Source organism: Erythrobacter sp. HL-111 (assembly GCF_900105095.1).
Lineage (GTDB): Bacteria > Pseudomonadota > Alphaproteobacteria > Sphingomonadales > Sphingomonadaceae > Erythrobacter.
Genome location: NZ_LT629743.1, coordinates 1,435,055 through 1,455,026, shown reverse-complemented (window position 1 = coordinate 1,455,026; position 19,972 = coordinate 1,435,055). Strand labels below are relative to the sequence as shown.

Here is a 19,972-nt window from a genome sequence, read left to right as displayed (position 1 = left end):
ATTTTTCGGGCGCTCCGTGCAGATTCGCGCCCGCCGATGAAGGCAGTGTCAAAATAATTTGACGCATGGGACTGTCAGGCATAGCCTGTCCCCATGGAAACGACCGTCGCCTCGACTCGCCACGCGCCGCTTCCCGCGGCGCGTGACGTCCTGCAGCTGCTGAAGCCGATCACGTGGTTCCCGCCGATGTGGGCGTTCATGTGCGGCGCGGTCTCCTCCGGGGCCGGGCTCGAGGGCCGCTGGTGGTTCGTCCTCGGCGGGGTCCTGCTCGCCGGTCCGCTGGTCTGCGGGACGAGCCAGGCGGTCAACGACTGGTACGACCGCCATGTCGACGCGATCAACGAGCCCGACCGCCCGATCCCCTCCGGCCGGATCGCCGGGCGCTGGGGGCTCTACATCGCCATCATCGGCACGATCGTCTCGGCGCTGGTCGCGCTGGCGCTGGGCGAACTGGTCTTCGCCGCCGCGCTGGTCGGCCTCGTGCTCGCCTGGGGCTATTCGATGCCGCCCTTCCGCTTCAAGACGAGCGGCTGGACCGGCCCGCTGGTGGTCGGCCTGACCTACGAGGGGCTGAGCTGGTTCACCGGGGCGACCGTGATGCTCGGCGCGCTGCCGCCCGGCGAAGTGCTGATCGTGCTGGTCCTCTACAGCCTCGGCGCGCACGGCATCATGACCCTCAATGATTTCAAGGCGGTCGAGGGAGACCGCGCGACAGGGCTCAAGTCGCTCCCGGTGGTGATGGGCGTCGAAGGCGCCGCGATCATCGCCTGCGCGGTGATGGCGGCGGCGCAGGTCTTGGTGATCGCCCTGCTGATGGGCTGGGGCTACTCGGTCTCGGCGGGCATCGTCGGGCTGTCCCTCGTCCTGCAGTTCCTCGCGATGCCCCGGCTCGTCAGGGATCCGGCGAAACACGCGCCGTGGTACAACGGCGTCGGGGTGACGCTCTACGTTCTCGGGATGCTCGCCGCGGCGCTGGGCCTCGGAGGATACATCTGATGGGCCGCGCGGCGGGATCGCGGCCGCTCGCGGGCCTCGGCTGGTTCGGCATCGTGCGGATCGGTCTCGTCCAGGCGGCGATCGGCGCGCTCGTCATGATGGCGACGACGGTGCTCAACCGGCTGATGGTGGTAGAATTCGGGCTTGCCGCGGCGATCCCGGCGGGGCTGGTCGCGTGGCATTACGCGGTGCAGCTCGGACGGCCGATCTGGGGACACGGATCGGATCGCGGGCAGAGCCGCACGCTCTGGATCATCGCCGGAATCGCGGTTCTGGCGGGCGGGATGCTGCTGGCGACGCAGGCGACGCTGATGATGGACGAAGCCGGCCCCGTGCCCTTCGTCCTGGCGGTGCTGGCCTACACGATCATCGGCGCCGGGGTCGGCGCGGCGGGCACTTCGGCGCTCGCGCTGCTCGCCTCCAGCGTGGCGCCGCAACGCCGGGCGCCGGCGGCGGCGGTGACCTGGATCATGATGATCGCCGGGATCGTGGCCTCCGCCTTCACCGTCGGCGCGCTGATCGAACCCTTCACCCCGGCCCGGCTGATGCTGGTCGCCTGGGGGCTCGCCGGGGTTGCCATCGCGCTCGCCATCGCGGCGACCTTCCGGCTCGAGCGCGGGCACCACGTCTTCGCCGAGACCGCCAAGGCCGAGGCCGCGCCCGATTTCCGGGAAGCGATCCGTGAAATCCTCGCGGAACCCGCCGCCCGCCGCTTCACGATCTTCATCTTCGTCTCGATGATGGCCTACAACATGCAGGACCTCATCCTCGAGCCCTTCGCCGGGCAGGTCTTCGGGATGGCCCCCGGCGAAAGCACGCAGCTCGGCGGGATGCTGAACGCGGGCGGGCTGCTCGGCATGATCGTGGCCGGGATCGGCGGCAGCGCGTTCCGGGCGCGGATGCCGAGCGACCTCAGGGTGTGGATCGTCGGCGGCTGCCTCGGTTCGGCGGTCGGGCTTGCCGGGCTGGCGACGGCCGCGCTGGTCGGCCCGGGCTGGCCGCTGGTGGCGAACGTGTTCGCGCTCGGTTTCTGCAACGGGCTGTTCACCGTGGCCGCGATCGGCGCGATGATGGGGCTCGCAGGCGCCGGCGAACGGACCCGCGAAGGGGTGCGGATGGGGGTCTGGGGCGCCTCGCAGGCGATCGCCTTCGGCTTTGCCGGCCTGCTCGGCGCGGCGGGCCGCGACATCGCCTTGTTCATCCTGGGCGACATCGGACGCGCTTACCAGATCGTCTTCGCGCTGGAGGGCGGCCTGTTCGTCCTCGCCGCGATCCTCGCCCTCAGGGTAGCGGGAACCTCCTCCCGCAACACGAGCCGGGCCGCTGGGGCGGCACCGCCAAACGACCGGGAGATGTTTGCATGACCGAAAGAATCTACGATGCCGTCATCGTCGGCGGAGGACCCTCCGGCGCAACCGCCGCGACCGATCTCGCGCTCGCGGGTCACTCCGTCCTGCTGCTCGAGCGCGGCGGCCGGATCAAGCCTTGCGGCGGGGCCGTCCCTCCGCGGCTGATGGAGGATTTCGACATCCCGCAAAGCCTGCTGGTCGCGCGCGCCCGCTCGGCCCGGATGATCGCGCCGTCGGGCCGGGCGGTGGACATGCCGGTCGGCGAGATCGGCTATGTCGGCATGGTCGACCGCGAGGAATTCGACGAATGGCTGCGCGAACGCGCGCGCCATTCGGGCGCCGAACGGCTCGAGGGCACCTTCGAGAAGATCGTGCGCGACGACAAGGCCCATCCGCTCGTCACCTTCCGGCGCACCCGCGGCGGCCCGATCGAAAGCGTGCGCGCGCGCTGCGTGATCGGGGCCGACGGCGCGCGCTCGGCGGTTGCGAAGCAGTGCCTGCCGGGCGCCGACCGGGTCCCCTGCGTCTTCGCCTATCACGAGATCATCAAGTCGCCCGAGCAGGATTCGGACGCCTACGACCATTCGCGCTGCGACGTGTTCTACCAGGGCCGGCTCTCGCCCGATTTCTACGCCTGGGTCTTCCCCCACGGCGAAACCGCGAGCGTCGGGGTGGGCAGCGCGAACAAGGGCTTTTCGCTGAGGGGCGCGATCTCGACCATGCGCGCCGACCTCGGGCTGACCCGCTGCGAGACGGTTCGCCGCGAAGGCGCGCCGATCCCGCTGAAGCCCCTGAAACGCTGGGACAACGGGGCCGACGTGATCGTCGCGGGCGATGCGGCGGGCGTCGTCGCGCCGGCTTCGGGAGAAGGGATCTACTACGCCATGACAGGCGGGCGGATCGTCGCCGAGGCGGCTTCCGAATTCCTCAAGACCGGCGAGGCCAAGGCCCTGAAGAAGGCCCGCGCCCGGTTCATGCGGGAGCACGGGAAAGTCTTCTTCATCCTCGGGATCATGCAGTATTTCTGGTATTCGAGCGACAAGCGCCGCGAACGCTTCGTGACCATGTGCGACGACAAGGACGTGCAGCAGCTCACCTGGCAGGCCTACATGAACAAGAAGCTGGTCCGGGCCAAGCCGATGGCGCACGTCAAGATCTTTCTCAAGGACACCGCACATCTTCTGGGCTTGAGGGAGGCGACCCGTTAAACCGCTCACCATGAAAGCCACCTGGATCCTGCCGTTCGCCGTCGCCACGCTGGTCGCCCTGTGCGTGGCCGCGCTGGGGGCGACGATCACCGATCTGGGTCCATGGTACCAGGCGCTCGAAAAGCCGTCCTGGACGCCGCCCGACCCGATGTTCCCGATGGCGTGGACGATGATGTATGCGCTGATCGTCGTCTCGGCGGTGACGGCGTGGCGGGCGGCGCCGGACAGCCGGGTGTCCGAACGGATCGTTAGCCTCTTTGCCCTCAACGGGTTTCTCAACATCACCTGGAGCCTGCTGTTCTTCCGCCTGCAGCGGCCCGACTGGGCGTTCTACGAGCTGATCGCGCTGTGGCTTTCGATCATCGCGCTCATCATCTATTGCGGCCGCTATTCGCGCGGGGCAAGCCTGCTGCTCGTGCCCTATCTCGGCTGGGTCAGCATGGCCGGTGCGCTCAACTGGGCGGTGGTGGAGCTGAACCCGCCCTTCCATTGAACCATCCGCCGCAGGCTCGCCGGGATCGGGCCTGACGCGCTCGCCCGCGCACGCCTGCGGCCCTCCCCGATCGATCGCGGCGGCTTTCCCGGCTGGCCGCTGCCCCCGATCGCCCCCGCGCAAGGCATGGGGCTGGCGCGGGCGGCTTTTCCTGTGGCACACCCGCGTTCGCCGTCAAACCCAAGGGAAAGCCGCGCCATGTCCTGGCTGTTCGAAACCGGCCACGCGGCCGACCTGATCCTCGCGGTCCTCGCGCTCGAGGCCCTGTGGCTGCGCCGGGGCGGGTGGAGCTGGCGCGCGCTTGCCGGCCTGCTTGGCCCTGCGGCGCTGCTGGTCCTGGGCCTGAGGGGCGCGCTGACCGGGGCCGCCTGGCCGCTGGTGGCGCTGCCGCTCGCGCTGTCGCTGCCGCTCCACCTGCTCGACCTGCGCCTGCGAAGTGGGGGCGGTGGCGAGGGCGGGGAGCGGGGCTGACGTTTCGCGGGTCGTTGCGCCCGGCGGACAAGCCCCGCGTTCGGGCCAGCGCGATCACGCCACCGCGATTATGCCACCGCGATCACGCCAAGGCGATAACGCCCGCCATGGCGCGGTGAGCGCCGGCGCTTATCCGCGATCCCTTCGGCCACGAAAGAAGAAGCCCGGCCGCGCCATGGGGCGGGCCGGGCTTTCCTGTCGAGGCCGACCGGCGAAGGACCGCCGCACCGTGCGGTCCTTCGCCGTGCGGGCGCGTCACTTGGGAGCGTAGTAGTGCTCCTGCGCCCAGACATACCAGTTGTCGACCACGGTCCCGGTCAGCAGGATCCCGATGCCGCCCGTGAGCGTGGTCAGGACCGCGAACCACCAGGCCCAGCGGTGGATGGATTCCATCGAGGCGTTGAAGCCCATGGTCCACCGCCAGAACAGCGCCGCGCGTTCCGAAGCGGTGCCGCGGTCGGTGATCTGCTCGATCTCGCGCTCGCCGCCATAGCGGCCCACCGCGAGGATCGTTGCCCCGTGCATCGCGAACAGGACCGCCGAACCGTAGAGGAACACGATCGAGAGCGCGTGGAACGGGTTGTAGAACAGGTTGCCGTAGATCAGCGAGAAGTTGTTGGTCCAGTCGAGGTGGGAGAAGATGCCGTAGGGCACCGCTTCCGACCACTGGCCGAGCAGGAGCGGGCGGATGAAGCCCAGCACCAGGAACAGCCAGATCGCGCTGGCGAAGGCCCAGGGAATGTGCATCCCCATGCCGAGCGCCTTGGCCCGCGAATAGGTCCGCAGCCACCACAGCAGCACCGCCGCCGTGAGGAACCCGCCCGTCAGGATGAACCAGCCCCCCTCGTTCAGCGGGACGAACAGGCTGAAACCGTATTCGGGACCCGGGGGATCGAGCGAGAGCCAGAACAGTTCGCGGATGAAGGCCTGCGGGCTCCAGTTGACCTGGTCCCAGTAATTGAACCCGATGATCAGGAACGCGATCGTCCCGAAGACGAGCGAGGCCGTGCCGAGCCAGCCGAGGTAGACCGGGCCGAACTGGGCCTGGCCGATCTTGCCGAGCCAGTAGTTGTTGCCCGTCGACGGGATGCGGATGTCCTCCTCCGGAGCGAGGGGGATACCCATTTCGGGCGGTCCGATTACCTGGACCTGCGTGAAGATGTTTTGATAAGTCGCCATGGTTCAGGTGCTCCTCACGACCAGATTGGGATCTTCTTCCAGAAATCCCAGAATTCCGGCCAGCTGCCGACATAAAGGGTGCCTGAAATCACGATGCAGATGGCGCTCCAGAACCCCGCGTTGAGCGCGAGGAAGAGCCCGACACGGTGGATGCCCAGCGTGCCGACCGAATAGCCGATGAAGTCACGGAAATAGGTGTCTTCGTATTCGGGCGTCTTCACGTTGGTTCCGTTGGACGGGTTCACCGCCGAAAGGACGAGGCCGCCATGCAGCGCGAGAGCGAGGCAGTTCGTGAAGAAGAAGGCGATCGCCAGCATGTGGACCGGGTTGTAGTGGAAGTTCACGTACATGTACCCGGTGTTGGAGACCCAATCGAGGTGGCTCCAGATGCCGTAGGGAAAGCCGTGTCCCCACGCGCCCATCCACAGAGGACGGATGACGTTGAGGGTGACATAGGCGAACACGGCGATGCTGAAGGCGACCGGCACGTGATAGCCCATCCCCAGCTTGCGCGAGATCTCGGCCTGCCGGAAAACCCAGGAGTAGAAGGCAACGACCGCGCAGGCGGTGATGATCTGCCAGTACCCGCCCTCGCTCAGCGGGGCGAGCGAAAGTCCGGCCTCGATCGCCGGCGGCTGGATGTCGATCAGCCAGGGGTTGAGTGTCGGCCCTTCGACGGCGGCGGCGAAGATGAGCGCGGTGCCGAGCAGCGCGCTGAGAGCCGTCGTCACCCCGAAGAAGCCGACATAAAACGGCCCGACCCAGAAGTCGAAAAGGTCGCCGCCGATCAAGGTGCCGCCGCGCACGCGGTATTTCCGCTCGAAACTAAGGAGCGCCATAGGTCCATCCTCCCCGCCTGACCGGCGGGCTTTGAAGGTTTCGTCAGAAGTGTCAGGAGGCAGGCAGGCGAACCTGCCCCCTCACATTTCGGCAAGGGCTAGCCGGCGGTCGGGGCTTCCGACTGCTCGATAGCCGCCTGAGCCGGCGCCGTGGTGCCGGGGGCGTTTTCAAGCCAGTTGTAGCGATCCGTGCTGAGCAGGATGAAGTGGATGGTGAAGGCGAGCACGGCGAGAACGACGTGCAGGCCCACCAGAGCCCGACGGATGTCGAAGTAGAACCAGATTCTCCACATGAGAAATTCCTTTCAGTGTAACCTCTTGACCGGATGTCTGTCCGGCGCGTGGCCGGTCAGGCGATCGATCAGAGGCCGAAGCCGCCGCCGAACCAGGGCTTGTAGGCCCACATCAGCGCATGCGCGACGATCGCGATGACGACATAGAGGGTGAAGGTCGACATGAAGCCCTTGTGGATTTCCTGGGCTTCTTCGGGCGTGAGGTAGGTTCCCACCCGCTCACCGCCGGGGTTCGGATCTGTCATTGGTATGTCTCCGTTCAGTTGGGTTTGAGTGGGAGCCCGAAGGCCCCCGTCGGCATCCCCGCGTGATCCCCCACGTGGATTTGGTCGCCCGCAAGCGGGCATTCGGTCGCGCCGTCGCCGGCGTGTGTCCTTCCGGGAGAAGGGCGGCTGCGCGCATCACGCAGTCTCTCCCTGGAGGCGCCCCTCGGCGAGGCATTCGATGGTCACCACCCGGTCGCCGCGGCGGCGGGCGGTCCGTTCGGCCGCGTCGCGCAGGCGCTTGGCGGCGGAAATGCGGATCAGGACCGGCTGTTCTTCGACGAGCCTATCGAGCTCGGCCTTGGCGTCCTTGTCCCAGGTCAATTCGGGCTCGTTCTTCGCCGGCGTCGCATCGACCTTGTCGAGATCGGTGCCGAGCGGGAGGATGTAGAACAGCGCATCGAACAGCGCGTTGCACACCTCCTGGACGAGATAGGTCGCCCCGGCATAGCCCATAAAGGGCGTGCCCGTGTGGCGGCGGATCGCCGCGCCCGGGAAGCTCGCCGGGATGAACATGCCGCGCGCCCCGCATTCGGCCATGTACATGCGTTCGTTGTAGCTGCCGAACATGACGAGCGGCGGGTTCGCCGCGATCTGTTCGCGCACGTCCTCGTTCTTCGGCTTGACCCCGGCGCAGCGCGACACCGCCATGGTGCAGGGCAGGCCCATGTCGTCCTCGAGGAAGTGGCGGATGCCGCGGGCATAGGTTTCGTTGGCGACGATGCCGAAGCTCGCCGTGCCGAAGAAATCCTGCGTGACCGAGCGCCACAGGTCCCACAGCGGCTTGATCGTGGTGTGCTTCTCGCGCTCGATGAAGGGTTCGGGATCGAGCCCGAGTTCCTCACCCAGGGCGCGCAGGAACTTGGTCGTCGAGCTGAGCCCGATCGGCGCCTGGAAATACGGGATCTCGAGCGTTTCGCACAGGTTCCGCCCGAACTCGCGGTACATGCAGACGTTCGCGTCCGCCGTGCCGAGCTGGCGGATATCGGCAAGGTGGCTGCCGAGCGGGAAGACCATCCCGACTTCGGCCCCGATGCCCTCGACCAGCCGCCTGATCTCGGCAAGGTCGCTCGGCATGTTGAACATGCCGTAGCTCGGGCCGATGATGTTGACGACCGGCTTTTCGCCTTCCTTGCGCGGCTTTCGCGCGGGGACCTTCTTGGGGCCGAATTCGGTCCACAGCCAGGTCAGCGCGCGATCGGCCGATTGCCACTGGTCCTCGTCGATCGTGCGCGGGAGGAAACGCTTGATGTTCGTGCCCTGCGGCGTGACGCCGCCACCGATCATCTCGGCGATGGAGCCCGTCACGACGACGGCGGGCAGTTCCGGATCGAGCGTTTCCCAGGCCCGCCTCATCGCGCCTTCGGTCCCGGTCTTGCCGAGCTCTTCCTCGGCGAGGCCGGTCACGACGATCGGCAGTTCGTGCGGGGGCAGGGCATCGGTGTAATGCAGCACCGAGGTCACCGGCAGGTTCTCGCAGCCGACGGGGCCGTCGATGATGACCTGCAGGCCCTTCACCGCGGTGAAGACGTAGGTCGCGCCCCAGTAGCCGCCAGCCCTGTCGTGATCGAGAACGAGAGTCATGCCTGTCCTCCTTCCTGACGGGAGATCGCGGCGAAACCGGAGGCGCCGTGGTCGGGAACGTGTGTCATCATGTGCCGATCGCCTCCGATGCCTTGCGCGCCGCCTCGTTGAGGGCCGCGTATTTCTTGCGGAACTTGGGCCGGTCGACGGGCGTGTCCTCCCAGACGCCGGCGGCGTGTTCGGTCCCGACGCCCTCGAAGAAGTCGCGCATCGTGTCGAAGCGTTCCTTGTTGTGGAGCGCGCCGTTGATCACCGTGGCAAGGCTGCCTGCGCCCGCCGGACCCATCAGCGGCCGGGCCGAGATGAGATTGGTGAAGTAGAGCGAGGGGATCGCCTTCGTCTTCGCGTGCTGGACGACCGGGGTCGTGCCGATCGCAAGATCGGGGCGGAATTCCTCGATCGCGGCGATGTCCTGTTCGAGGCTGGCGCGATAGTTCACCCGGCAGCCGCGCGCCTCGAGCCATTCGCGGTCGGGATCCGACCACTTCGTCCTGGGGCAGGCGCTGCCGACATAGGGCACCTCGGCGCCGCTTTCGACCAGCAGGCGGGCGACGAGGAGTTCCGAACCCTCATAGCCCGACACCGTGATCCGGCCCTTGATCTGGGAGCCCGAAAGCGCCCCCCTGATCGCGCCGATCATGGCGTTCTTGACCCCGTCGACCTTGTCGCGGGGGAGGCCCATCGCCTCGCCCACGGCGTCGAGCCAGGCGGCGGTGCCGTCGGCGCCGACCGGGGCGGAGCCGATGATCGGCCGCCCCGCCGCTTCGAATTCGCGGATCGCGGCAGTGTAGAAGGGGTGGATCGCGGCGACCACCGACCCGTCGAGCGCCGAATAGAGTTCGCGCCATTCGCGGGTCGGGACGACCGGCCCGGCGGCGAGGCCCAGTGGTTCGAGCATCTGCCCGATGACCACCGGATCGGCCGGGAACATCTCGCCCAGAAGCGTCACCGTGGGCTTGTCCGTGCGTTCGCGCGGAGCGGCGACGGGACCCTGTTCAACCTCCTCGCGGGCATAATTGAGCATCGCGCCGGCGAGGATGTCCTTCGCCTCGGCATGGGTCGGCACGCCGAAGCCCGGCACGTCGATGCCGATGATGCGGACCCCGTTGATCTGTTTCTTCAGCAGGCGCAGCGGCACGCCCGAAGCGGTTGGGACGCACAGGTTCGTTACCACGATCGCGTCGTATTTCTCCGGGTCGGCAAGGCCTTCGACCGCTTCCTTGATGTCCTCGAACAGCTTGCCTGTGACGAGCGTTTCCGAATTGAACGGGACATAGCCGACCGTGCGGCGCGCACCGTAGAAATGCGAGGTGAAGGTCAGGCCATAGACGCAGCAGGCCGAGCCCGACAGCACCGTCGCGGTCCGCCGCATCCTCAGGCCGACGCGCAGGGAGCCGAAGGCCGGGCACATGCTCTGCGGCTGGTCGTGCGGCCCGGCGTTCGGATCGACCGGATAGTCCTTGGCGTATTGCTCGAGGATGTCGCTCTTGCCCGCGGCCTTCGCGGCTTCGAGCATCCGTTCCTTGCCGCCGTGGCAGCCGCTTCCCTCGGCCACGGGCGCCTCGGGCGCGCTGGCGAGATCGATGCGGTCGGGCGCGCGCAGTTCGCCTGCGGCCTCGCCGAGAGTGTCCGAATCGCGGGTTTCGGAGGTGGGGTTGAAGTCGCTCATGGTCAGACCTCGTCGTAGATCACTTCGAGGGAGGGTTTTTCTTCGAACACGCCGCCGCGCATGTCGGCCTGGGTCGCCGGGATCAGCGTGACGTTGCCGCCGGTGTCCTCGGGTTTGAACAGGCCGAGCAGCCCGTCCTGGTCGAGCGGCTTGGGCTGGAGCGGCGGGGCGGCCGCGACATTGGCCGCAAGCGTTTCGAACAGGCCGCCCCATTCGCTGTCGGGCTTGCCGATGATCTGGTAGTTCGCGGATTTCCGGCGGATGTCCTCGTGCGCGGGGATGGCGGTGAGCACCGGGATGCCGACCGCTTCGGCGAAGGCCTGCGCCTCGCCCGTGCCGTCATCCTTGTTCACGATCATCCCGGCGACGCCGACATTGCCGCCCATCTTGCGGAAATATTCGACCGCGTGGCAGACATTGTTGGCGACGTAGAGCGATTGCAGGTCGTTCGATCCGACCACGATCACCTTCTGGCACATGTCGCGCGCGATCGGCAGGCCGAACCCGCCGCACACCACGTCGCCGAGGAAGTCGAGCAGGACGTAATCGAAGCCCCAGTCGTGGAAACCGAGCTTTTCGAGGGTCTCGAACCCGTGGATGATCCCGCGCCCGCCGCAGCCGCGGCCGACCTCCGGCCCGCCGAGCTCCATCGCGAACACGCCGTCACGCTGGAAGCACACGTCCTCGATGCCGATTTCCTCGCCGGCGAGCTTCTTCTTCGAACTCGTCTCGATGATCGAGGGGGTCGACTTGCCGCCGAACAGCAGGCTGGTGGTGTCGGACTTGGGATCGCAGCCGATCAGCAGGACGCGCTTGCCCTGCTGGGCCATCATGTAGCTGAGGTTGGCAAGCGCGAAGCTCTTGCCCGAACCGCCCTTGCCGTAGATCGCGATGATCTGCGTTTCCTTGGTGACCTCGCCGGTGTGCACCGGATCGGGTTCCTGCGCGGCTTCCTCGCGCAGCGCGGCGTCGTGGCTTTCAAGCATGGTCATCGGCAATCCCTCCAGTCAAGAACCATTTTCAGGCAACCGGGATCGCTGAAGGCCTGCGGATAGGCCTCGCCAGCATCCCGGGCCGGACGGCGATCGGTGACCAGTCCGGCCAGGTCGAGACGACCCGTTTCGATGAGATCGTGCGTCTGGGTGATGTCGTCCGCCTGCCATTCGGCGGCGATCCGCAGCCGGGCTTCCTTCATGAAGGCGGCGGGGAAGGCGAAGCTCACGCGTTCCGAATAGAAGCCGGCGAGGACGATCTCGCCGCCCTTCGCCATGCGGGCGACCAGCGTGTCGACGATGTTCGAATCCCCGCTGGCGTCATAGATCGCGCGGTAATCCTTGCGCTCGTCCGCTTCCGGGTGGACCGCGGCATAGCCGGCCGCGCCGTGGCAGCGATCGGGATTGGTTTCCCACACCGTCGGCGCCTCGCCGCCGAGCGCGAGCGTCAGGCGCGCGAGCAACCGGCCGAGCACGCCGTGGCCGATGATGAGATCGGGCAGGTCGCCGCCGTTGATCGCGTGCAGCGCGGTGGCGGTGAGCGCGCAGAGCACGCCCGCCTCGCCGAGCCGTTCGGGAACGGGCAGCACGCGGGCGGACGGGACGATCACCTGGCTCGCCGTGCCGCCGAACAGGCCGCGCGCGCCGGAATAGCAATTGGCGCCGGGCACGAAGACCCAGTCGCCGATCCGGCCCTTTGCCTCTGCGCCCGCGTCGACGATCCGGCCGACCGATTCGTAACCGGGGACGAGCGGATAGCCCATTCCGGGGAAGGGCGGCATGCTGCCGGTCCACAAAAGCTTTTCGGTGCCGGTCGAAACTCCGCTCCAGGCGATTTCCACGAGCACGTCGCCCGGCTGCATCGGCATCAGTTCGAGCGAACGGAGCGCCAGGCGTTCGGGCCCTTCGAGAATGACTGCCAATGTGTCCATCCGGCTCGCTCCTGCTTGCCACCACCCGAAGCGGCATGGATGCCGACTCGAACGGTCGAGATCACCAACTCGGAATTGTCTGTTAAGCCTTACGTAGACGACTGTCAAATTTTTTGGACAACGCCGGTCAGGCCTCGGCCACGACAATGCTCGCGATGACGGGTTGGGGAGTGGGCACGCCGCGCGAGCGCCGGAATCCCGCCTCGGCGAGCATCGCGCGAATCTCCTTTTCCGATCGCGGCCGGCCCGATCCCATCGCCCACAGGTAGAATCCGAAGAACGCCTCCCCCATCGCCTCCGCTCCGGGCACGCGGGCCATCGGTTCGGCGATCATCAGGCGCTTGCCCGGATCGAGCGCGCGGCGGATGTTGCTGAGGAGGTCAAGCGCCGGGCCGTCGTCGTGATCGTGCAGGATGCGGACCAGCGAGACGAGGTCGTAGCCGGCGGGAATCGGGTCCCGGAAGAAATCGCCCGGGTGGAAGGACACCCGCTCCGCCCCGACCGCCTCGGCGAGCGGACGGCGCGCGTTTTCCACAACTTCGGGGAGGTCGAACAGGCCGAGCTCGAGCCGCGGACAGGCCCGCCCGACATGGCCCAGGAACGCGCCGTGCCCGCCGCCCACGTCGAGCAGGCGCCCGGTCGCCGGAAAGCGGAAGGCGGCAAGCACCTGGTCCGCGACGAAGCGCTGCGAAGTCGCCATGAGCTGCGAATATTCGCTGGTTCCGGTGCCCGCTTCGGCGGCCCCGTGCAGCGCGCCGACATAGGACCAGAAGCGCGACAATTCGGTCGGTTCCGCGCGGTCGCGGCGCAGCAGGTCTAGCGGGGATTCGAGGTCGCGGTAAAGCAGGCGGTGGTGGCGGATCATCGCCTGCGTGCCGGCATCGGCCTGCAGCACCGCACCCTGTTCGCCCAGCATCCAGCCGTCCTCGACCACTTCCTCGGCAAGAGCGAGCGAGCGCGCCGCGCGCAGCAGGCACAGCGCGGCCTCTTCGCCGAGGTCGATCCGCCGCGCGATCTCCGCGGCGCCCAGCGGCCCGTCCTTCAGCACGTCGAGCAATCCGCTCTCGACCGCCGCGCGCGCGATCTGCGAATAGGAAAAGCCGACGACGAGGTCGAACATCGAGCCCGCGCGCGAACGGGCGATTCGCCGAATTAGGGGCAGTTTCGCCGCCCAGTGCTGGAATGCGGGATGTGCGAAAACGGCGTTGCGCCGGGCGGTCCAGCGGACCTTGAACGGCGCGGGGGCCATCAGGAAAGAGGTATTTCGTTTGCCATATGTCCAAACAATTGGACAGGAGGGATGACAAGGTCAATAATATTGTCCCCGCGTCGAAACATCGGCGTGCGGGCAACGGGGAGGACGGGTGAGCGCGCGCATCGTCATTATCGGGGCCGGGATCGGCGGGCTGACCAGCGCCGCGCTGCTCGCCGCGCGCGGCCACGACGTGACCCTCGTCGAAAAGGAGCGCTGGATCGGCGGCAAGGCGCGCCATGTCGAGGTCGACGGGCAGAAGGTCGCCGCCGGACCGACCGTCTTCACCATGCGCGACGTGTTCGAGCGCCTGTTCCACGCCTGCGGCGCGCGGCTCGAGGATTTCATCACCGCCCGCCAGGCCGGGATCATCGCGCGCCACGCCTGGGACGATCGCGGCCATCTCGACCTGTTCGCCGATCCGCTCCACAGCGAGGAGGCGATCGGCGATTTCGCCGGGGCCGCGGCGGCGGCGGGCTACCGCGCCTTTCGCAAGGAGGCGCGGCGCATCTACGAAGTGCTCGACGAACCCTTCCTGCGCGGCGACAAGAGCAGCACGCCGCTGCCGATGATGTGGCGCATCGGGCTCTTCAACATCGGCGACATGCTCGCCATGCGGCCCTTCGACAATCTCTGGAAGGCGCTGGGCGGGCATTTCGCCGATCCGCGCCTGCAGCAGCTCTTCGGCCGCTATGCGACCTATTGCGGTTCCGACCCGTTCCGTTCGCCCGCGACACTCATGCTGATCGCCCACACCGAGGCGCGCGGGGTCTGGCTGATCGATGGCGGGATCGCGGCGCTCGCGCAGGGGATCGGGACGCTGGCCGAGCGCAAGGGGGCGAGAATCCGCACGGGCGAGGCGGTATCGCACGTCCTCGCGCCGAACGGGCGCGTCACGGGGGTGCGGCTCGCCGACGGGGAAATGCTCCCGGCCGACATCGTCGTGTGCAACGGCGATCCCGCCGCGCTCGCGGAGGGGCGCTTCGGTCCCGAGGCCGCGCGCGCCGTGCCTTCGATGCCGCCCGCGAGGCGCTCGCTCTCCGCGCTCGTCTGGTTCGCCCACGCGAAGACCGGCGGCTTCGACCTCACCCATCACAATGTATTCTTCTCGCGCGATTACGCCCGCGAGTTCGAGGAGATCCGCGCCGGCCGTCCCCCGAGCGAGCCGACCGTCTATCTCTGCGCGCAGGATCGCGGCGCGCACGGCACCGGCGACGGCCCGGGCGCCGCGCGCGAGCGGATCCAGATCATCGTCAACGCCCCTGCCAACGGGGACACCCACGCCTATCCACCCGAGGAGACCGAAAGATGCACACGGCAGATGAGGGCGACGCTCGCACGGTGCGGGCTCGAACTCGAGGACCCTATGCCCCACGAACTCGCGACACCCGCGAGCTGGGAAAGGCTGTTCCCGCAAACCGGTGGAGCCCTTTATGGCAGGGCGTCGCACGGCTGGGCGGCCTCCTTCCTGAGGCAGGGACCGAAAACGCGGCTGAAGGGGCTCTACTGCGCCGGCGGGGCGACCCACCCGGCGGCCGGGGTCCCCATGGCCGCCTTGTCCGGACTGCTGGCGGCAAGGACGATCGCATCGGACCTCGCTTCGACGCGAAAGTACCACCCGGGGGCTACACCTGGTGGTACGTCGATGCGATCAGCGACGACGGGCAGCACGCCCTGACGATCATCGCCTTCGTCGGCAGCGTCTTTTCGCCCTATTACAAGCGCAAGGGCCGGCTCGACCCGATCGATCACTGCTCGCTCAACGTCGCGCTCTACGGGCCGGAGGCGCGCTGGGTGATGACCGAGCGGCCGCGCCGCGAGGTCACGCGCGAGGCTTCGACCCTCGCGATCGGGCCGAGCCGGGTCGAATGGCAGGGCGATGCGCTCCACATCCATATCGAGGAACGCGACACGCGCCTGTTCAACCCGCTCCGCCGCCCGGTGCGCGGGGTGGTGAAGGTCCATCCCGAGGCCCTGAACCCCACGAGCTTCGCGCTCGACCACGGCGAAAGGCACGTCTGGCACTGCCTCGCCCCGCGCGCGCGGATCGAGGTGGAGATGGAACGGCCCGGCCTGTCGTGGCGGGGCAAGGGCTATTTCGACCACAACCGCGGCACCGAATCGCTCGAGGAGGGGTTTCGCATCTGGCATTGGTCGCGCGCCCACACGACCCGCGGCGCGCTGGTCTGCTACGAGGGCGAGCGCAGCGACGGTTCGCTGTTCGCAAGCGCAATCCGGTTCGACCGCGCCGGCATGGCCGAGGATGCGGAGCTTCCCCCGATCGCCCGCCTGCCGCGCAGCAAGTGGCAGGTGGAACGCCGGGCGCGGTCCGAAATCTCGCTCGCGCGGGTGCGGCGTACGTGGGAGGACACGCCGTTCTATTCGCGCTCCGAGCTTTCCTCGCACCTCGACGGGGAGGAGGTCGTCGCGGTCCAGGAAAGCCTCGACATGCGGCGTTTCGCCTCCCCCGTCGTGCAGTTCATGCTGCCCTACAGGATGCCGCGCCAGCGCCAGTAGGAGGGCTGGGGCCTAGGGCGCATCCCTTTCGCGCTCCGCCGCCTCGCGCGCTTCCCTTTCGGCGCGGGTGCGCTTCAGTTCGCGGTCGGTCTTGACGACCTGCCACACGCCGAAACCGATCGCGAAACCGTAGAAGAAGACGAGTTCGATCCAGCCGAAGTTCATGAGCAGGCCGCCCCGTGCCGCGCGGCGAAGTCCCGGATCAGCGCGGCGGCGCGGTCGGGCGCTTCCTCGTGGGCGAGATGGCCGAAGCCTTCCATCACCTCGAGCGAGGCGTTGGGCAGCCACCCGCTCGCTTCGCGCGTCCAGTCGAGCGGGATCGCCGCATCCCTGTCGGAATGGACCAGCAGGACCGGGTTCCTCGTCTCGCCGAGCCGGGCCCTGAGGCGCGGCAGGTCCCAGTTCGCCATCATCGCCAGCGCCCCCTTGGCATGGCCCGGATTGCGCAGCAGCGCCGAATAGCAGGCGAGCCCGGTCGCATCGATGCGCGAACCGGTCGAGCGCCTGAGGAACCGGTCCGCCTCGCCCGGCAGCATGGTGGTCGCCGAGAAGATGCGCGGGACGAGCGGGTTGACGAACAGCGCCTTGGCGAGTGCGGGAAAGACCTGCGCGGCGGGGCCGGGAAACGGACGCAGCGCGGAATTGAGCCCGAGGATCGGCCCGGAGAAACCATGGTCGAGCGCGAGCTGGATCGCGAGCGCGGTGCCCGCCGAATGGCCGACGATGATCGCCGGGTCGAGCCCGAGGTCCGCGACGAGCCCCGCGACCTTCCCGGCCATGCGCGGGAGGGCGGTGTGCTCGACCGAATGGCCGCGGGTGTAGGCGTGGCGCGGCAGGTCGATCGCGATGCAGTCGTGATCGCGCGCCAGCAGCGGCATGACGTCGCGCCAGGAATGGACCGAAGCCCCCGTGCCGTGCAGCAGCAGCACCTGCGGCGCGCCTGCGGGGCCCATGCGCTGGACGTGCCAGGTCGCGCCGCCCGAGGGGACGAAGGCGCTCGCTTCGCGGTGCGGCCAGATGCGCCCCTCGCGGTTCCAGTCGAGCGCGCGGCTCATGCCGCTGCCCTGCGCGCGCCGGGCTGGGCGGCGGTGATCGCGGTCTGGAGCGTCTTCGCATCGGCGCGGGGGAGAGCGAGGAAGCGCCCGCGCAGCGCCTCGGCCAGCGCCGGCCCCTCGCGCGCCGGGCGGGGCGAGATGTCGACCACCAGCGCCTCGATCCCGCGCGCGGCGATGGCCTTCGCCGCCGCCTCGGCATCCGCGCCCGCCTGCCTGCGGCCCGGCTGGCCGTTCGCGTCGATATTGGCGCGCCCATCGGTCAGGATCACGAGGCTGGCCGTGCGGCCCTTGCCGATCGCGCTTTCGGCGCATTCGCGCGCCGCCTTCAGCCCGAGTGCGAGCGGGGTCCCGCCGCCGCCCGGCAGGCCCGACAGGGCGCGTTTGGCCCGGGTGAGCGAACGGGTCGGGGGAAGCAGCAATTCGGCGGTCTCGCCGCGGAAGGCGACCAGCGCGACCTCGCTGCGGGTGACATAGGCCTGCGCCAGCATCAGCTCGACCGCGCCCTTGGCTTCGGCGAGGCGCGCGGCGGCGGCGGAGCCCGAGGCATCGACCGCGAAGATCGTGACGCGCGGGGCCTTCTCCTCGTACCGGCGGATGCGAAGGTCCTCCTTGCGCATCAGGATCGGGGCCTCGCCGCCGGCGTCGGTGCGGCTGTCGCGTGCCCGTTCGCGGCGGCGGACCTGCTGCCACGGCACGGCGGCGCGCAGGGTGTCGATCAGCGCGAGCCGGTTGCCCCCGCGCGGCATTCCGGGCCGCGCGCCCAGCGGCTTGCCGCGCATCCGCGCTTTCTTCTTCTGCCCGGTCCCGCTCGCGCCGCCGGTGCGGCGCGGCGCGTTGCCCTGCGCGAGCTGTTCGAGCAGGTCCGCCGGGATCGCCGCCTCGGCCGCTTCGACCAGCATTTCCTCGAGCGCGTCCTGCCGTTGCTGCCGTTCGTCCTCGCCCTGTTCGCTCTCGCCGGGTTCGGGCGGGTCGCCGGGGTCTGGCGGCGGCGGCTCGGGCGGGGGCTGGTCGGGCTGCTGCGCCTGGTCTTCCTGCGGCGCGGGCGGGAGGCGCGTCGCGCGCGGGGCGAGGACAAGCCGCACCGCGGCGGCAAGGTCCGCCTCGATCGCCTCGCTCCGCCCGGCCAGCGCGGCGTGGACCCGGGCCGCCTCGCTCGCGAAGAGCAGCGCCCGCAGCGAGGCGACGCCCAGCGCCTCGCCGGTGGCGGCGAGGGCGCCCAGCGCCTCGTCCGAAAGCGGAGCCACGGCGACGGGGTCCACCGTCGGCGCGTCGGGCAGGGGGAGGTCCTGCCACATCCGCGACCCCGCAAGGTCGCAGGAAAAGGCGAGGCGCTCGATCAGGCTTGCCGGCGGGCATTCGTCGGGGTCGGTGCTGTCGTCGAGCAGGACGAGCGCAGGGGTCCTGCCGCTTCCTGCGGCGCCCTCGTCGAGCGCCTGGGCGAGCCGCCCGGCGACCCCGTCCTCGATCCGTTCGGCCATCGGCGCGACCAGCGCGCCGCCCGCCGCTTCCTCGACCAGCCCCGATTGCGCCACCGCGCGCCCGGCGGCGAGGCTCGCGGCGATGTCGATCCCGCCGAGCAGGCGTTCGTCGTCGACATGGCCCGGCAGGCGCCGCCACGGGCGGCCCGCCGCCGCCATCCGTTCGCCCAGCGCCGCGATCAGCGCATCGCGCGCCGGACCGCTCCCGCGCAGCACCATGCCGCCGAACCGCGCGGGAGCCGCGAGGAACAGCCGCGCCGCGAGCAGCGCGTCCTCCATCGGGTCGGGTGCGCCGCCCGCATCGGCCAGCGGAGCGGCGGCGTTCATCCGAACAATTCGTCGATCGCGCGGTTGATGCGCGTGGTCGAGCCGGTTTCGTCGAGCACGTCGCGGCGCAGCCGGTGGCGCAGGGCCGAGGGCGCGACTTCGACCAGGTGCTCCCGCGTGACCGATTTCGCGCCCTTCAGCGCCGCCAGCGCCCGCGCGGCGCGCATCAGGGTGAGTTCGCCGCGCAGTCCGTCCGCGCCCACCGCGAGGCACAGCTCCGCCGCGTCGCGCAGCAGGTCCTCGCCCGGCACCAGCTTGGGAAGCTTCGCCTTGCCGCGCGCGACCTTTTTCAGGATCTTCTCGTCCTCGCCCGCCCATTTCTCCGAGAAGGCCTCCGGGTCGCTCTCGCGCTCGGCGACGAGGCGCATGATCTCGATCCGCGTCTCGATCTCGCCCGGCGTGCGCACCTCGACCGAAAGGCCGAAACGGTCGAGCAATTGCGGGCGCAGTTCGCCTTCTTCGGGGTTGCCCGACCCGATCAGGACGAACCGCGCCGGGTGGCGGACCGACAGGCCCTCGCGCTCGACCACGTTCTCGCCCGATGCGGCGACGTCGAGCAGGAGATCGACGAGATGGTCCTCGAGCAGGTTGATCTCGTCGATGTAGAGAAACCCGCGATGGGCCTTGGCGAGCAGGCCCGGCTCGAACGCCTTTTCGCCCGAACGCAGCGCCCGTTCGAGATCGAGGCTGCCGATCACCCGGTCCTCGGTCGCGCCCAGCGGCAGGTCGACGAAGGGCACGGCGCGCTTCCTGACCGGGCCGCTGCCGCAGACATCGGGATAGCGCCCGGCCTCTTCCCTGGAGCAGCCATAGGGGCAGTTCTCGATCGCTGAAATCGGGGGGAGCAGCGCGGCCAGCGCGCGCGCGGCGGTCGATTTGCCGGTGCCGCGGTCGCCGAAGACCATGACCCCGCCGATGCTCGGATCGACCGCCGCGATCAGCAGGGCCTGTTTCATCTCGTCCTGGCCGACGATCGCGGAAAAGGGAAAACGTGCCATAGGCGGCCACTTTTAGCCCAAGGGACCGTCCCCGCAAGGCCCGATGGATGGCTGCGTGGGGACAATTTCCCCTTGCG

General features: G+C 69.0%; 20 protein-coding genes. 7 read left to right on the top strand and 13 right to left on the bottom strand.

The window, feature by feature from the left end:
• The first annotated feature begins 93 nt into the window (after positions 1 to 93).
• The 5 genes from chlG to BLU08_RS06930 all read left to right on the top strand — a co-directional run bounded on the left by chlG (position 94) and on the right by BLU08_RS06930 (position 4,517).
• Positions 94 to 996 (top strand): chlorophyll synthase ChlG, encoded by a 903-nt coding sequence (gene chlG / locus BLU08_RS06950; RefSeq protein WP_090197290.1) that lies wholly within the window; start codon positions 94 to 96, stop codon positions 994 to 996.
• Positions 996 to 2,360, top strand: a complete 1,365-nt coding sequence (locus tag BLU08_RS06945; protein WP_090197287.1) for a BCD family MFS transporter — start codon at positions 996 to 998, stop codon at positions 2,358 to 2,360. The genes chlG and BLU08_RS06945 overlap by 1 nt, the downstream gene beginning before the upstream one ends.
• A complete protein-coding gene (locus BLU08_RS06940; protein ID WP_090197285.1) occupies positions 2,357 to 3,553 on the top strand; it encodes a geranylgeranyl diphosphate reductase in 1,197 nt (398 codons plus the stop codon). Before BLU08_RS06945 ends, BLU08_RS06940 begins: the two co-directional genes overlap by 4 nt.
• A gap of 10 nt (positions 3,554 to 3,563) precedes the next feature.
• Entirely contained in the window at positions 3,564 to 4,046 is a 483-nt protein-coding gene (locus BLU08_RS06935; protein WP_090197282.1) for a TspO/MBR family protein, read from the top strand.
• 198 nt (positions 4,047 to 4,244) lie between these two features.
• Positions 4,245 to 4,517 (top strand): hypothetical protein, encoded by a 273-nt coding sequence (locus tag BLU08_RS06930; protein WP_090197278.1) that lies wholly within the window; start codon positions 4,245 to 4,247, stop codon positions 4,515 to 4,517.
• 255 nt (positions 4,518 to 4,772) lie between these two features.
• Here BLU08_RS06930 and pufM read toward each other — a convergent pair whose 3' ends face one another.
• The 9 genes from pufM to BLU08_RS06885 all read right to left on the bottom strand — a co-directional run bounded on the left by pufM (position 4,773) and on the right by BLU08_RS06885 (position 13,517).
• Positions 4,773 to 5,696, bottom strand: a complete 924-nt coding sequence (pufM, locus tag BLU08_RS06925; RefSeq protein WP_090197276.1) for a photosynthetic reaction center subunit M — start codon at positions 5,694 to 5,696, stop codon at positions 4,773 to 4,775.
• A gap of 14 nt (positions 5,697 to 5,710) precedes the next feature.
• A complete protein-coding gene (gene pufL, locus BLU08_RS06920) occupies positions 5,711 to 6,535 on the bottom strand; it encodes a photosynthetic reaction center subunit L (RefSeq protein ID WP_090197273.1) in 825 nt (274 codons plus the stop codon).
• A gap of 98 nt (positions 6,536 to 6,633) precedes the next feature.
• Positions 6,634 to 6,828 carry a light-harvesting antenna LH1, alpha subunit gene (pufA, locus tag BLU08_RS06915; protein ID WP_090197270.1) on the bottom strand — a complete coding sequence of 65 codons (195 nt, stop codon included), beginning with the start codon at positions 6,826 to 6,828 and terminating at the stop codon, positions 6,634 to 6,636.
• A gap of 68 nt (positions 6,829 to 6,896) precedes the next feature.
• Positions 6,897 to 7,073, bottom strand: coding sequence for a light-harvesting antenna LH1, beta subunit (gene pufB / locus BLU08_RS06910; RefSeq protein ID WP_090197267.1), 177 nt, complete (start codon positions 7,071 to 7,073; stop codon positions 6,897 to 6,899).
• 156 nt (positions 7,074 to 7,229) lie between these two features.
• Positions 7,230 to 8,675 carry a chlorophyllide a reductase subunit Z gene (gene bchZ, locus BLU08_RS06905; protein WP_090197264.1) on the bottom strand — a complete coding sequence of 482 codons (1,446 nt, stop codon included), beginning with the start codon at positions 8,673 to 8,675 and terminating at the stop codon, positions 7,230 to 7,232.
• A 67-nt stretch (positions 8,676 to 8,742) separates the two neighbouring features.
• The gene (gene bchY, locus BLU08_RS06900) at positions 8,743 to 10,191 is read right to left on the bottom strand and encodes a chlorophyllide a reductase subunit Y (protein ID WP_197676907.1); all 1,449 of its coding nucleotides are present in this window, start codon (positions 10,189 to 10,191) and stop codon (positions 8,743 to 8,745) included.
• 155 nt (positions 10,192 to 10,346) lie between these two features.
• Positions 10,347 to 11,336, bottom strand: a complete 990-nt coding sequence (locus BLU08_RS06895) for a chlorophyllide a reductase iron protein subunit X (RefSeq protein ID WP_090197259.1) — start codon at positions 11,334 to 11,336, stop codon at positions 10,347 to 10,349.
• Positions 11,333 to 12,268, bottom strand: coding sequence for a chlorophyll synthesis pathway protein BchC (gene bchC, locus BLU08_RS06890; protein ID WP_090197254.1), 936 nt, complete (start codon positions 12,266 to 12,268; stop codon positions 11,333 to 11,335). The genes BLU08_RS06895 and bchC overlap by 4 nt, the downstream gene beginning before the upstream one ends.
• Before the next feature lie 127 nt (positions 12,269 to 12,395).
• Positions 12,396 to 13,517, bottom strand: coding sequence for a methyltransferase (locus BLU08_RS06885; RefSeq protein WP_090197249.1), 1,122 nt, complete (start codon positions 13,515 to 13,517; stop codon positions 12,396 to 12,398).
• A 115-nt stretch (positions 13,518 to 13,632) separates the two neighbouring features.
• Here BLU08_RS06885 and crtD point away from each other — a divergent pair, with 115 nt between their 5' ends.
• Both crtD and BLU08_RS06875 read left to right on the top strand, forming a co-directional pair.
• The gene (gene crtD / locus BLU08_RS06880) at positions 13,633 to 15,198 is read left to right on the top strand and encodes a 1-hydroxycarotenoid 3,4-desaturase CrtD (protein ID WP_090197246.1); all 1,566 of its coding nucleotides are present in this window, start codon (positions 13,633 to 13,635) and stop codon (positions 15,196 to 15,198) included.
• Between the two features lie 119 nt (positions 15,199 to 15,317).
• A complete protein-coding gene (locus BLU08_RS06875) occupies positions 15,318 to 16,037 on the top strand; it encodes a hydroxyneurosporene dehydrogenase (RefSeq protein WP_172800995.1) in 720 nt (239 codons plus the stop codon).
• A gap of 12 nt (positions 16,038 to 16,049) precedes the next feature.
• On the opposite strand, the gene BLU08_RS15145 is transcribed toward BLU08_RS06875, so the two are convergent.
• Genes BLU08_RS15145 through bchI form a run of 4 tightly spaced genes read right to left on the bottom strand, consistent with a single transcriptional unit; the run spans position 16,050 to position 19,895 of the window.
• Positions 16,050 to 16,202 carry a hypothetical protein gene (locus BLU08_RS15145; RefSeq protein ID WP_157674475.1) on the bottom strand — a complete coding sequence of 51 codons (153 nt, stop codon included), beginning with the start codon at positions 16,200 to 16,202 and terminating at the stop codon, positions 16,050 to 16,052.
• Positions 16,199 to 17,092 (bottom strand): alpha/beta fold hydrolase BchO, encoded by an 894-nt coding sequence (bchO, locus tag BLU08_RS06870; RefSeq protein ID WP_090197242.1) that lies wholly within the window; start codon positions 17,090 to 17,092, stop codon positions 16,199 to 16,201. The genes BLU08_RS15145 and bchO overlap by 4 nt, the downstream gene beginning before the upstream one ends.
• Positions 17,089 to 18,897, bottom strand: a complete 1,809-nt coding sequence (locus BLU08_RS06865) for a magnesium chelatase subunit D (RefSeq protein ID WP_233996126.1) — start codon at positions 18,895 to 18,897, stop codon at positions 17,089 to 17,091. Before BLU08_RS06865 ends, bchO begins: the two co-directional genes overlap by 4 nt.
• Entirely contained in the window at positions 18,894 to 19,895 is a 1,002-nt protein-coding gene (gene bchI, locus BLU08_RS06860) for a magnesium chelatase ATPase subunit I (RefSeq protein WP_090197239.1), read from the bottom strand. The genes BLU08_RS06865 and bchI overlap by 4 nt, the downstream gene beginning before the upstream one ends.
• Positions 19,896 to 19,972: the final 77 nt, after the last annotated feature.

Bases quoted from the DNA above. Each gene is read 5' to 3' on its own strand.
- bchO (WP_090197242.1), bottom strand. From the start codon at position 17,092: ATGAGCCGCGCGCTCGACTGGAACCGCGAGGGGCGCATCTGGCCGCAC.
- BLU08_RS06930 (WP_090197278.1), top strand. From the start codon at position 4,245: ATGTCCTGGCTGTTCGAAACCGGCCACGCGGCCGACCTGATCCTCGCG.
- BLU08_RS06945 (WP_090197287.1), top strand. From the start codon at position 996: ATGGGCCGCGCGGCGGGATCGCGGCCGCTCGCGGGCCTCGGCTGGTTC.
- pufL (WP_090197273.1), bottom strand. From the start codon at position 6,535: ATGGCGCTCCTTAGTTTCGAGCGGAAATACCGCGTGCGCGGCGGCACC.
- BLU08_RS06865 (WP_233996126.1), bottom strand. From the start codon at position 18,897: ATGAACGCCGCCGCTCCGCTGGCCGATGCGGGCGGCGCACCCGACCCG.
- chlG (WP_090197290.1), top strand. From the start codon at position 94: ATGGAAACGACCGTCGCCTCGACTCGCCACGCGCCGCTTCCCGCGGCG.
- BLU08_RS06940 (WP_090197285.1), top strand. From the start codon at position 2,357: ATGACCGAAAGAATCTACGATGCCGTCATCGTCGGCGGAGGACCCTCC.
- pufM (WP_090197276.1), bottom strand. From the start codon at position 5,696: ATGGCGACTTATCAAAACATCTTCACGCAGGTCCAGGTAATCGGACCG.
- pufA (WP_090197270.1), bottom strand. From the start codon at position 6,828: ATGTGGAGAATCTGGTTCTACTTCGACATCCGTCGGGCTCTGGTGGGC.
- BLU08_RS06895 (WP_090197259.1), bottom strand. From the start codon at position 11,336: ATGACCATGCTTGAAAGCCACGACGCCGCGCTGCGCGAGGAAGCCGCG.
- BLU08_RS06875 (WP_172800995.1), top strand. From the start codon at position 15,318: ATGACCGAGCGGCCGCGCCGCGAGGTCACGCGCGAGGCTTCGACCCTC.
- bchI (WP_090197239.1), bottom strand. From the start codon at position 19,895: ATGGCACGTTTTCCCTTTTCCGCGATCGTCGGCCAGGACGAGATGAAA.
- BLU08_RS06935 (WP_090197282.1), top strand. From the start codon at position 3,564: ATGAAAGCCACCTGGATCCTGCCGTTCGCCGTCGCCACGCTGGTCGCC.
- bchY (WP_197676907.1), bottom strand. From the start codon at position 10,191: ATGCTCGAAGCCGCGAAGGCCGCGGGCAAGAGCGACATCCTCGAGCAA.
- bchZ (WP_090197264.1), bottom strand. From the start codon at position 8,675: ATGACTCTCGTTCTCGATCACGACAGGGCTGGCGGCTACTGGGGCGCG.
- BLU08_RS06885 (WP_090197249.1), bottom strand. From the start codon at position 13,517: ATGGCCCCCGCGCCGTTCAAGGTCCGCTGGACCGCCCGGCGCAACGCC.
- BLU08_RS15145 (WP_157674475.1), bottom strand. From the start codon at position 16,202: ATGAACTTCGGCTGGATCGAACTCGTCTTCTTCTACGGTTTCGCGATC.
- pufB (WP_090197267.1), bottom strand. From the start codon at position 7,073: ATGACAGATCCGAACCCCGGCGGTGAGCGGGTGGGAACCTACCTCACG.
- bchC (WP_090197254.1), bottom strand. From the start codon at position 12,268: ATGGACACATTGGCAGTCATTCTCGAAGGGCCCGAACGCCTGGCGCTC.